This window comes from Oscillospiraceae bacterium MB08-C2-2, assembly GCA_035621215.1.
Classification (GTDB): Bacteria; Bacillota; Clostridia; order Oscillospirales; family Ruminococcaceae; genus WRAV01.
On sequence record CP141729.1, the window covers coordinates 2,892,792 to 2,904,653 of the forward strand.

Consider the following 11,862-nt stretch of genomic DNA (forward strand, 5'->3'; position numbering starts at 1 on the left):
TGCGCAAATGGTATGCTGATCATACAGGCTGCTTTGCACAAAGCCTTGGATAAAGGAGGCCGCTTATGTTCAGGATATTATTTGTCTGCCACGGCAACATTTGCCGTTCCCCTATGGCAGAATTTGTAATGAAGGATATGGTGGAAAAACAGGGGTTGGAGGATCAGTTTTCCATTGCCTCGGCTGCCACCAGCCGGGAGGAGTTGGGTAACCCGGTGCATCGTGGAACCCAAGCCAAGCTAAGAGAGTGTGGTATTTCCACCAAAGGGAAATACGCTACCCAGCTGACCAAGCAGGATTATTCCCAATACGATTACCTGATCGGAATGGATAGCCGCAATGTTGCCAATATGCATAGAATTGTCGGTGAAGACCCGGAGCACAAGATTTTCCGTCTGCTGGATCTTTCCCACCAGCCACGGGATATTGCCGACCCATGGTATACCGGCGATTTTGATGCTACCTACGCAGATGTAACAGAGGGCTGCGAACTTCTGCTGGATTTTGTGCTGAAAAAGAACCCTTTAATGCATTAGATAAAAGCGGATGATTAAAATCCCTGCATAGTTTTTGAAGAAGCACAAAGGCGTGTATTACCAAGGGGGTAATGCACGCTTTTTCTTATTTTCGTGAAAAACCAATTCTACTTTTTAAAAAGGAGAGACCTAAAATGCTGATGGAGGAACTGCCCAGAATTATTACAGAAACGGTTCCCGGCCCCAAGGCCAGCGCCATTATTGAGAGAAGAGCCAAGGCCACGCCGGCAGCCCTCCGCTGCCTGTATCCCTGTGTGATCAATCGGGGCGAAGGTGCAATGGTAGAGGACGTGGACGGCAACTATTTTCTGGATTGGATTGGCGGTGTGGGTGTTCTCAATCTGGGTTATTCAAGGCCGGAAGTAGTGAAGGCCGTGCAGGAGCAGGCAGAGCGGTATTTTCACTGTATGCTCAACATTGTCACCCACGAAGGCTACATTGAGCTGGCGGAAAAAATCAACTCCATTGCCCCTGTTCGTGGAGAAAAGAAGCAGACCTTTTTTGTCAACAGCGGGGCAGAGGCTGTGGAAAATGCTGTGAAGGTGGCCAAAGCTTATACAAAGCGCCCCAATATCATTGTTTTCACGGGGGCTTTTCATGGAAGAACCACCCTTGCCATGGCCATGACTGCCAAAAAAGCCTATGCCAAGGATATGGGATCGCTTCCTGGCGGGGTTTTTCGTGCACCTTATCCCTATCTTTACCGCAAGCCCACAGGCATGACCGATCAACAGGCCATTGATTACTGCATTGAGAAGCTTCGGGATGTTTTTGAAGAAGCAACCCCTGCAGATCAGGTGGCCGCCATTGTTTTTGAGCCTGTACAGGGTGAAGGCGGCTTCATTCCGGCGCCGTTGGAATGGGTGCGGGAGGTTCGCAAAATATGCGATGAATACGGCATCCTGATGGTTGCAGATGAAGTGCAGAACGGCTTTTGCAGAACCGGCCGCATGTTTGCCTCCTGTGAATGGGCTGAGGGCGGTTTTGCTCCCGATATCATCACCATGGCCAAATCCATTGCGGCCGGGCTTCCTCTTGGAGCGGTCTGCGCTCGGGCGGAAATCATGGATGGTGTGCCTGCCGGTGTCATCGGAGGAACCTATGGCGGCAACCCCCTTGCCTGCGCCGCCAGCCTGAAAACCATTGAAATCATGGAAAAAGAGGACTATGCCGGCAAAGCCAGAGCCATTGGGGATAAGCTGAAAAGCGTATACGAGGGCTTGAAAGCACAATACCCGGTGATCGGCGATGTAAGAGGCTTGGGAGCTATGGTGGGCGTTGAGATTGTCAAGGACCCCATAACCAAGGAGCCTTACCCCGAGCTGGTCAACCGGCTCATGGCCTATTGCGCTCAGCATGGGCTTCTCATCGAGAATGCGGGCCGATATGGGAATGTCCTCCGCTTTCTTGCGCCGCTCATCATTACACCGAAGCAGCTGGATGCAGGTCTTGCCATTGTGGAGAATGCGCTGCAGGAATGTCAATAACCCCAATGTCAACCAGCTCGAATAAAATGGAAATGCCCCTGCCTACAGCGTCAAGCTGCCGACAGGGGCATATGTTTTATGAACTAATAGTTAAAGGGATTGTCACGGTTCTGCTGGCGGAATTTCCGGCGAGCGGGGCCGTATTTTCTGCGGGTCTGGAAGCGCCGCCAGATATCGGGGCCAAAAAAGACAAAGAAATGCACCATAGACATCAAAATGGCAGCACGGGAAGACCAACCGCCGAAGATAAAGGATAAGGCGAAGAGGCCCCAATCCAGATAGGCCAGATATTTTACCTTGAGGGGGAAGAGGAAGAAAACCCGCACCTCAAAATCCGGAAAGAGCTGGGCAAAAGCCAGAAACAGTGAAAGGTTCAGGTAGGTATTGTCGCCGATGCCGCTGATAAATCCGGCTATAATGGCTCCCACAGCGCCCAGGAGGTAATAAACGGTAAAATAGAACCGCCCCCATGTATCCTCCAGCGAGTTGCCGATAAAATAAAAGAAATAGAGCGAAATGAGCACCAGCAGGAAGGAACTGCTCACAGGAGGCAAAAACAAAAAAGTAACAACCCGCCAGATTTGCCCGGAAAGAATAAGCGGCCGGGAAAAATAAAGATACTGGTAAATGGGAATATTCAGAATCCATTGGGTAAGATAAATGGCCAGCATAGTCACCGTCACATAAATCATCAGGCTGTCAATGCCATAGCGGCCCCATTTTCGATTCAGTCGATTAAGCCAGTTCATACAATGTCATCTCCCTAGGTCAGGTTTCCTTTTTTATAAGTATTGCCTTGCAATCGGCCCGCCAATCAGTTGGTATGCATGGGCAGGGAGCTTAAAGGCAAGTTATATGCGAATTAAACTAAATTGTACCACAGCTCTTGGCCGAAAACAAGATAACAGCGCCCAGACAGCAGGATATTAAGGAAATGGACATATTTGGGCCTTCCCCTTGCAACATCCCCCGAAAAAGCACGCAAAAACTCAGTCCTTCCGCTGAGGGAAGGGCCTGCTTTTCCTGATAATTTGGAGGAAAATACAAAGAATTGAAAATGAAGGATAAATCATTGCATTGCAAGAATGCTTATGCTATGATTCGTCTTGCACAAATTCTGTGCAACAATTTGAAAGGATGTTGATAAATGAAAAAGCTTCTACAATGCATGGCATTGACCACAGCCCTGCTGCTTGTGCTCACCTCGTGCGGCACCCAAGGCAAGCAGGAAGAACCCAAAGAGGTGCAGACCCAGGCGCTGACACTGGCCCAAGCGCAGGATACCTTTTTGCAGAATGTGGATGTAGACTACTCCTTCGCGCTGGCGAAAAAAATGGAAGAAATCCGATCCAACAAGGCGCTTGGCTACCGCACCGCAGGCTCACAGGCCGAGCTTGAAACAGGCGATATGCTCAAGGCCGAAATGGAAGCCATTGGCCTTTCCGACGTTACCAAGGATGCATTCACACTGGATACCTGGACTTTTGAAACAGCACAGCTTACTTATCCCACAGCCGACGGTACAGAAAAAACCGTGGAGCTGGGTGGGTATCAAACCAATTTTAGCACAGGCGACCCCAAAACCTACACCATTGTTGATGGCGGTCAGGGGACAGAGGCAGACCTGAAAGAGCTGGATGTAAAAGATAAGCTGGTGCTGATTGATATAAACCAGCGGGAAAACTGGTGGATTAATTATCCCGCTTACGAAGCCTCACTGCATGGCGCCGCCGCAGTGGTTGCCGCTCAAAATAGCGGTTACGCTGAAATCAGCGGCGATGCCCTCAATGCGCAGGATATTTGCGGCCCGGAGGATGCCCCGGCCTTCTCAATCAGCCGCAACGATGCCAATGCCATTCGGGCCATCATGCAGGCACAAAATGTCAAAGAAATCACCGTCACCCTCAACGCCAAAAGCAAGGTGGAGCGGGATGGCACATCCTATAATATTGTGGGCACCATCCCCGGTAAAGACCCGGATTCCATCGTGCTGATGAGTGCACATTACGATTCCTACTTTGCGGGTTTTCAGGATGACAATGCCGCAATTGCCCTCATGATGGGGATCGCCAAGGCTATGGTGCAAAGCGGCTACCAGCCCGAGAAAACACTGGTGTTCTGTGCCATGGCGGCCGAAGAATGGGGTGTGGCCAACACCCGTTACGATTGGTCTACCGGTGCTTATAACCAAATCTTCCGCAATCGGCCCGAGTGGGTGGGCAAGGTGGTGGCGGATATTAACTTTGAGCTGCCCGCTATGAACGAAGGAGAAACCGATCAGATTCGCACCTCCTATGAGCTGAAAACCTTTATTGAGGAATTCAAAAGCGTTGTTCCGGCTGTAGAGGGCGTGTTTCCCGGCGGAATCGAGACAATTGTTCCCATTCAAACATGGTCGGATGATTTCTCTCTTTCCATTGCCGGTGTCCCTTCTTCGGTCACGGCTCTGCGGGGCGGCTTTGCCCAAACTCATTATCACAGTCAATTTGATAATGAGGATACCTACAGCAAAGAAGCCTTTTTGTTCCACCATAATATGTATGGATTGCTGATGCTGGCTTATGACCGCTGTGCCATATCGCCGCTGGATTTTTTCACCCGCCTGAATGCCTTGCGGGAAAGCTTGAATTCTGAGCTGCTTTCTGCCGCGAAGCTTGAGGGAGGCGCCTCTGCCGCCGAAGCGCTGACCAGTGCGCTGGATCAGGCAGACAGTGCCGCACAGGCCGCTTGGGCCAAGGTGAAAGAAACCAATCAGGCCTATCTGGCCGCTTTGGATGCCGGTGATGAGGCCAAGGCAGCTGAGCTGTATACCCAAAGCCGTACCCGCAATGCACAGGCCCTTGCCGCCTTTAAATATGCCGAGGATCAGCTTGTGCGCCTGACATGGGAGGATGTTTCCATTTTCCCCCACGAGCACAGCCAAAACAACCTGCAGGCTCTGGATGCGACTATTGCGGCACTGGAAAGCGGCGATGCAACCACCCCACTGGATGAATACCTCTATTTGGTTGACAACAACTGGTATGCCTATGACTGGAGCCGCCAAACCTACAATTACTTCACGGATTATGCGCTGAATCAGCCTGCCGACCGTCTGATGTGGGGTGCAGGCCGCCTGCAGGGGCATGTAGACCTCTTTGATTTGATTCGCTCCCTGATGGAAAAAGGCGACGGCGCAGACTATACCCGAGAGCTGGAGACTCTCAAAGCGGCACGCAGCAGCGAGAGCGAAAACCTTGTGCAGCAAGTCTCTCAGGAGCTGGCCGCTTTGGAAGGGCTTACCGCACGGCTCTCGGAAATGGCCCAATAATGTCCACTGAACAAGTGCGCTTTGCGAAGCGCATTTGCAAACAGAGCAATTTTCGCTCTGTTTGACGGCAAAACAGGCTTGATTTGCCGTTTCAGAACCATTGATTGACTGCCTGAAAAGATTGGCGGACACACGCTGCCAATCTTTTGTGCAAGGTTTTTTGCCATATTCGGAGAAAAACCTTGTACCTAAACAATTCAAAAATACCGTCAGAGTATTGCTGTTGTTACGTTTTTGAATTGTTTAGCAGACATTAAATAACCTTGCCCAGTTTTTAAGATCATAATAGAAGATTTAACCTTGGTGCGTATACGAAAGAATCCCCCAGAATGCTTGCCAGCATTCTGGGGGATTCGCTGTTTTTATCGGGAAGGCTTTATACGCTTCATTTCATAAAGATGATGAATCTTACTTTCACTGGCAATATGGCTTTCCGAACGCTGCAGCAGTGCACTGTGCAGAATTGAAATCACGCTGATCTCGCAGATTCTGGCAGCGGCGGTGTTGCTGAAGTATTCCTGCTCCATACTGCTGGTATAAAGGATAATATCGCTCAGCTTAGCAAGCGGCGCATTGACAATGCTTGTAATTCCGATAACAAAGATGCCCCGCTTCTTCGCATATTTCACCAGATCAATGGTATTGGAAGCCCGCCCGCTGTGGCTAATGGCAATCATGACATCCTTTGTGGCCAACTGGTTTGCATACAGTATTTGCAGAAATCCATCCTCAGGATATTGACAATTCAGCCCAAGCTGCATAAACATCAGCTCCGCCAGTTTGGCAGAGCAGCCGGAGCCGCCTTCGGAAGCCATGAGAATTTGCCTGGCCTCGGCGATCTTCTCCACGGCAAGGCTTAAATCCTTGTCATCCAGCAGGAGAATGGTATCATCAATGGCAATTTTGTTGGTGTTGCCCACCTTTTGGCGCACCACGCTCATGGAATCATCGGCTGTCAGGGGTTTGCCGCGGCGGTGGGGAGACAAAATACCTTTGTTGATATAATACTTGAGCTCAGTGAGCCCTTTAAAGCCCAAAGCACGGCAGAAACGGATAATGGTAGCCGAGCTGGTAGCGGTGGCTTCGGCTAACTCCACTGCAGACATGGATGAAATCTGTTTCATATTTTCGGGCTGAACATTCTCCAAAAAGAAGTCTGCTATTTTTTTTTCGCTTTCGCTGTAAACAGGGTAGTGCTCTTTGATTCTGTTTAAATATTCATAGTCGTAAATAGTTTGTTCCAACATGATAGGCTCCTTTATAAAAACAAAACATCATTTTCGCCGCCTTATGTTGTTTTCATTATAGCATAACATCATAAATATGTAAAACGTTTTATTATTTAGGGTATTAATTAGACAGCGTTTCAATCTTTGAAATTCTGAAATTAAAATAGGATTAATTCTGTTTTCGTGATAGATAAGCCATATATTGTGAATAAACTAACAAAATCCACTTAGAATTGTAGGGGATTTTCGTTATTATTCATGTAATTAGATATAGTTATTTGTGTAATGTATTTCAAATTATAAAACAGGTATTGACACAATGAATCAAATAAGATACTATGCAACTAATCCTTTCGAGGCATAGTACTTAAAAAAAACTTACAGTAAAACAATATTTTATTGTATTTAACGAATGGTTGCGTTGGGGGAGAAAGGAGGTCAAATGCCATACGCAATGGGTGAAACGCTGAATAAAACAAGAAATGAGGAGAGGAACTTATGAATAAAAACAAAAAGTCAACTTTACTTTTGGTCGTTCTATTGTCTCTAGCTCTGCTGGTTTCCTTAACAGCCTGCGTCTCCGGCGGTTCCCCATCTCCGGCAACAAGCAGCACTCCCGCCCCAAGCTCCAGCGCAGGTTCCAGTGCAGGTTCCAGTGCAGCTGCCAGCTCACAAGTGCCTGTCGCCAGCGGCGAACCGGTGAAGATCGGCCTGATCGCAGCCAAAACCGGTGTTAATCAGGCAGTCGGTATTTTCTCACAGGAAGGCGCACAATACGCTGTAGATGAGATCAATGCCTCCGGCGGTATTCTGGGCCGCCCGGTGGAACTGGTGATAGAAGATGAGGTTGATAACCTGCAGGCCTCGGTAAATGCAGCCACCAAGCTGATGGAACGGGATGATCTGGTTGCTATTATCGGGTCTCCTTACTCCCAGAATACATTGGCCATTATGCCGCAGATCGCAGAGGCCAAGGTGCCGTTTATTACGGGTGGTTCCGGCGATGCCATTGCCGCAGAAGGCAATCCCTATGTTTGGCAGCCCCGCAACCATGACAGCGTAGCGGCCGGTGCCATTGCCAAATATGCCCACGATACCATTGGCATCAAAAACCCGGCTATCCTCTATTGCACACTGCCCACCACACAGGCTGGCGGATTCGACATCCGCACAGCGTATAAAGAAAAATTTGGCATCGATGTTCCCGACAATATGATGTTTGGCTACACAGAGGATGAAAAGAACTTTGGCCCTATCATTGCACAGGTTATGGCTTCCGGGGCGGATGGCATTCTTTCTTTCTCCAATGAAAATCCACATACACTGCTCAGCCTTGCCATTGCCGATGCAGGCTGCACCCTGCCTCGGGTCGCAAGTTCCACCGTTACCTCCAGCGTGGTTATCAAAAATGCAGGAAAAGCTGCAGACGGCTGGATCGCTGTGGCAGACTGGTCTCCCTATTTGGGAACCCCGGCCGCATCAAAGTTCCAAGAAGGCTTTTTGGCCAAATACGGCCACGATACCGAGCGCCCCATTGCTGTATCCTATGATTCTGTTCATTTGATTCGGCTTGCCTGTGAAAACGCCGGCACAGTTGACGATCTGGACGCCATCAATAAAGGCTTTGAAAAAATTGAGGGTTATCAGGGTGTGCTGGGTGATATGACATATAAAGAAGATCACGGCTTCCTTTCCGCTATCTTCTTTGTGGAAATCAAAGATAGCAAGGCAACTATGATCGACGCTGTAAAATACCGCTGACCGAAAGACCGGATAAAGCGTTTTGAGGAATGGGCAGCCTGCTCCGGACCGGCACCGGCTGCCCTGCCTTCAAAGGCTATAAACATTGCCGAATGCAAAACGTGAGGTGAAAAGTTTGAGTTTTAATGTAGTTTTAACGGTTTTTCTCAATGGGTTGGCCATGGGTATGGTGTATGCGTTGGTGGCGATGGGTATTATCCTGCTGGTGCGGGCAATCGGTGTTTTGAATTTTGCGCAGGGTGAGCTTCTGATGTTGGGTGCTTATATCACCTTTGCTCTGCAAGTTCAAATGGAGCTGCCGATCTGGGTTGTAGTCCCCGTTGCGCTGATTTCCTTTGCTGTGATCGCACTGATTTTTATGTTTACAATCTACTGGCCACTGCGGGACGCCAGCTATCCCACTGCTATTATTATTGCCACCATGGGTGCTTCGATTGTCATTAAAGAGATTGCTATGCTGGTTTGGGGCGGGCTGCCGCTGCGCATGCCTCCGCTGTTGGAAAACGAAGCCACCGGTGGTGCTCTGCTGGTGAACATCGCTGGGGTAAATGTTTCCTGGCAGCTGATTCTGACCGCTGTGGTAGGTATGGTGATTATCGGCTTGGTATTCTTTATTTTCGAAAAACTCTATGCGGGAAAAATGATTCAGGCGGCTTCTCAGGATAAATTTGCTGCCGAGTTGATGGGCATTCCCACCATTGTGACCACGGCGGCCACCTATATTATTTCCATTACGTTGGCGGGTGTTGGCGGATTTATGGTCGGCCCCATTTTTACCGTGAATGTAACACTGGGAACTCTGCTGCTGCGGGCCTTTGCCGGTGTTATTATCGGGGGGCTGGGCAACATCAAGGGAGCCATTATCGGCTCGGTTCTGGTGGGGTTGATTGAATCTACAGCGGCTGTTCGCTGGTCAACCTACAAAGACGCTGTGATTTTTCTTGTGCTGCTGGCGTTTCTTGTGGTGCGTCCGCAGGGTCTGTTTGGAATGAAAATTAAAGATAAGGCATAGGGGGAGAAAAAGTGAAATCACAGAAGAAAAAGATCAAAATATCCGCCCTGGTGGTTTTGGCAGTCAGCCTTATGTTTGCTATTTTTATTCCGGTTATGTTTCAGGGTTATTCGCTGATGGTGGTGAATATCTCGTTGATTTATGCCATTATCACGCTGGGTATTTCCATCATGCTGGGCATGGGTGGGCAGCTTTCTTTCGGTGGGCTTGCGTTTATGGGCTACGGCGCTTATTTTGTAGCCAATGTTTGCACCGGGCGGCTGGGCTTTAAAATCCCAACACTGCTGGCACTGGTGCTGGCGCCCATCTTCTGCGCAGTGCTTGCCTATATGATCGGGCTGATTCTGCTCAAGCTCAAGGATACATATTTCACTTTTGCCACCATTGCGTTGGTGCAGGTGAGCTTCTCCTTCTTTATGAACTATCGCCCCCTCTTTGGTGGGCCGGATGGTATTTCCGGTATTCCCAACCTTTCGGTGGGTGGGTATGAACTCAAGGATAACAACCACTGGTTCTATTTTTTGATCGGGGTATTGGTGGTGCTGGCCATTATTGTGGAGCGCATTCGCACCAGTGCCTTTGGCAGGGCGCTGGCCTCGGTGCGGGATAACGATACGGCGGCGCTCACTTTGGGTGTGGATGTATATAAAACCAAGGTTAAGGCCTTTGCTATAGCAGGGATGCTGGGCGGCTTTGCTGGTGCACTTTATGTTATGCAGGGGAATTTTGTTGCATCCGATCTGTTTGCTTACAACAACGCCACACAGTTTATTATTATGGCAATGGTGGGCGGCATCAACAACACCTTTGGCAGTATTGTAGGCTCTGTTTTAATCACAATCCTGCCGGAAGCCTTCCGCAGTCTGGAACGGTATTTGCAGCTGTTCTATGGCCTTGCCGTTATTCTGCTGATGGTGTTTATGCCCATGGGGCTCAGCGGAATGAGCCAGCAGCTTGGTAAATGGCTGCGCCGCCTTATATGGAACCCATCTGCCAAAAAAGCAGGAGGTGCAAAGCAATGAGCGAAATACTGCGCCTTGAGCATGTCGACAAGCACTTTGGCGGCCTGCATGTTACAAACGATGTTTCCTTCAAGGTGGAGACCGGACATGTGACCGGGCTTATCGGTCCCAACGGCGCCGGCAAATCCACCCTGATGAATATTATCAGCGGCATTTACATTCAGGATTCCGGCAGCCTGTATTTTGATGGCACCGAGGTAACCAAGGTACCGCCCTTTGCCCGGGCACGTATGGGGATTGGCAGAACCTTTCAGACACCGCGGTTTCTAAAGCGCTCCAACATCCGGGATAATCTGCTGCTTGGATGTGATCTGGCCGAGCAAAAAAGTTTTCTCAAGAGCTTTTTCTCCCATCAAAAAATGGATTTTGAGGAGGAGCTGGAGCGGTATATGAAGGTGGCTGGTTTCACGCTGGATTTGGACAGCGACATCACCTCGCTGACCTATGGTCAGCAAAAGCTGCTGGAAATTGTTCGCTCTCTGCTGGCACATCCCCGCCTGATCTTGGTGGATGAACCGGCGGCGGGGCTCAACGATAAGGAAAAAGAGGATGCTATGGCGTTGATCAATATTGCCGCCGAGCAGGGGATGGGTGTTCTGCTCATTGAGCATTCCATGGATATGATTATGAACATGTGCGCCGATATTGTGGTGATTAACTTTGGGCAAATAATTGCAACAGGGTGCCCCGAGGCCGTTTCCTCCAATGAGGAAGTGATCGAGGCATATCTGGGAAAGGATATCGATGGTTAAGATTGAAAATCTGCACGCCTATTACGGTGCAATCGAAGCAATCAAGGGCATCAGCCTGCATGTGCGGCAGGGAAGCATCACCAGCTTGATCGGTTCCAACGGAGCGGGAAAAAGCTCTCTGCTCAAGTCGATATCCGGCATGATTAAACGCAGCGGCTCCATTGTAGTGAGCGACGAAACCGATATCATTGCCAAGCGGCCCACCGAGATTGCCAAAATGGGGCTTGTCCATGTTCCGGAGGGGCGGCACATCTTCCCCGGATTGACAGTGGAAGAAAATCTGGAGGCCGGGGCAATCAACTGGCATGGCTTTTTTGGCAGGGAATCCTATCAGGATGAGCTGTGTGAAGTATACAGTCTGTTCCCCCGCCTTAAAGAACGCCGCAAACAGCTGGGCTGGAGCCTTTCCGGCGGAGAGCAGCAGATGCTGGCCATCGGCCGGGGCATTATGGCCCGCCCCCGTATGCTCATGTTGGATGAACCCTCTATGGGGCTTGCACCGGTTATTGTGGCGGAGCTGTTTGAGAAAATTGTGGAGATCAACGCCCGCATGGAGGTTCCTATCCTGATTGTGGAGCAAAATGCCCGTATGGTTATGCGCATTTCCCAATACACCTATGTGTTGGAGCAGGGCAAAATCCTTACCCACGGCCCCTCGGAAGAGATCAAGAATAATCCACAGGTTATACAGGCATATCTTGGCAAGTTCGCAAATAAAAAACAGTCCGATTGCTAACAGATTAAAACGAGGTG

Annotated in this window: 10 protein-coding genes; 8 read left to right on the forward strand and 2 right to left on the reverse strand. The window is 49.6% G+C overall.

The genetic code is table 11. The annotated features are described in order from the left end of the window. The first annotated feature begins 65 nt into the window (after positions 1 to 65). Positions 66 to 536: a low molecular weight protein-tyrosine-phosphatase gene (locus tag U6B65_13010; protein WRS27234.1), complete on the forward strand. Its 471-nt coding sequence runs from the start codon at positions 66 to 68 to the stop codon at positions 534 to 536. Positions 537 to 670: 134 nt separating this feature from the next. Further along, positions 671 to 2,023, forward strand: a complete 1,353-nt coding sequence (locus U6B65_13015) for an aspartate aminotransferase family protein (protein ID WRS27235.1) — start codon at positions 671 to 673, stop codon at positions 2,021 to 2,023. An 83-nt stretch (positions 2,024 to 2,106) separates the two neighbouring features. Here U6B65_13015 and U6B65_13020 read toward each other — a convergent pair whose 3' ends face one another. Beyond that, positions 2,107 to 2,772: a rhomboid family intramembrane serine protease gene (locus tag U6B65_13020; GenBank protein WRS27236.1), complete on the reverse strand. Its 666-nt coding sequence runs from the start codon at positions 2,770 to 2,772 to the stop codon at positions 2,107 to 2,109. Between the two features lie 398 nt (positions 2,773 to 3,170). Here U6B65_13020 and U6B65_13025 point away from each other — a divergent pair, with 398 nt between their 5' ends. Next, a complete protein-coding gene (locus U6B65_13025; protein ID WRS27237.1) occupies positions 3,171 to 5,333 on the forward strand; it encodes a M28 family peptidase in 2,163 nt (720 codons plus the stop codon). A 362-nt stretch (positions 5,334 to 5,695) separates the two neighbouring features. Here the strand turns inward: U6B65_13025 and U6B65_13030 are convergent, their stop codons facing one another. Further along, positions 5,696 to 6,580: a MurR/RpiR family transcriptional regulator gene (locus tag U6B65_13030; protein WRS27238.1), complete on the reverse strand. Its 885-nt coding sequence runs from the start codon at positions 6,578 to 6,580 to the stop codon at positions 5,696 to 5,698. 480 nt (positions 6,581 to 7,060) lie between these two features. On the opposite strand from U6B65_13030, the gene U6B65_13035 reads away from it, so the two are divergent. From U6B65_13035 to U6B65_13055, 5 genes are all read left to right on the forward strand, one after another. Continuing rightward, a complete protein-coding gene (locus U6B65_13035; protein ID WRS27239.1) occupies positions 7,061 to 8,323 on the forward strand; it encodes an ABC transporter substrate-binding protein in 1,263 nt (420 codons plus the stop codon). Positions 8,324 to 8,438: 115 nt separating this feature from the next. Continuing rightward, complete coding sequence (locus U6B65_13040) at positions 8,439 to 9,335, forward strand: branched-chain amino acid ABC transporter permease (GenBank protein WRS27240.1); 897 nt, start codon at positions 8,439 to 8,441, stop codon at positions 9,333 to 9,335. A gap of 11 nt (positions 9,336 to 9,346) precedes the next feature. Next, positions 9,347 to 10,357, forward strand: a complete 1,011-nt coding sequence (locus U6B65_13045; GenBank protein ID WRS27241.1) for a branched-chain amino acid ABC transporter permease — start codon at positions 9,347 to 9,349, stop codon at positions 10,355 to 10,357. Next, a complete protein-coding gene (locus U6B65_13050) occupies positions 10,354 to 11,109 on the forward strand; it encodes an ABC transporter ATP-binding protein (GenBank protein WRS27242.1) in 756 nt (251 codons plus the stop codon). Before U6B65_13045 ends, U6B65_13050 begins: the two co-directional genes overlap by 4 nt. Then, positions 11,102 to 11,845, forward strand: coding sequence for an ABC transporter ATP-binding protein (locus tag U6B65_13055; protein ID WRS27243.1), 744 nt, complete (start codon positions 11,102 to 11,104; stop codon positions 11,843 to 11,845). Before U6B65_13050 ends, U6B65_13055 begins: the two co-directional genes overlap by 8 nt. Positions 11,846 to 11,862 lie beyond the last annotated feature (17 nt).

Bases quoted from the DNA above. Each gene is read 5' to 3' on its own strand.
- U6B65_13010 (WRS27234.1), top strand. From the start codon at position 66: ATGTTCAGGATATTATTTGTCTGCCACGGCAACATTTGCCGTTCCCCT.
- U6B65_13015 (WRS27235.1), top strand. From the start codon at position 671: ATGCTGATGGAGGAACTGCCCAGAATTATTACAGAAACGGTTCCCGGC.
- U6B65_13020 (WRS27236.1), bottom strand. From the start codon at position 2,772: ATGAACTGGCTTAATCGACTGAATCGAAAATGGGGCCGCTATGGCATT.
- U6B65_13025 (WRS27237.1), top strand. From the start codon at position 3,171: ATGAAAAAGCTTCTACAATGCATGGCATTGACCACAGCCCTGCTGCTT.
- U6B65_13030 (WRS27238.1), bottom strand. From the start codon at position 6,580: ATGTTGGAACAAACTATTTACGACTATGAATATTTAAACAGAATCAAA.
- U6B65_13035 (WRS27239.1), top strand. From the start codon at position 7,061: ATGAATAAAAACAAAAAGTCAACTTTACTTTTGGTCGTTCTATTGTCT.
- U6B65_13050 (WRS27242.1), top strand. From the start codon at position 10,354: ATGAGCGAAATACTGCGCCTTGAGCATGTCGACAAGCACTTTGGCGGC.
- U6B65_13055 (WRS27243.1), top strand. From the start codon at position 11,102: ATGGTTAAGATTGAAAATCTGCACGCCTATTACGGTGCAATCGAAGCA.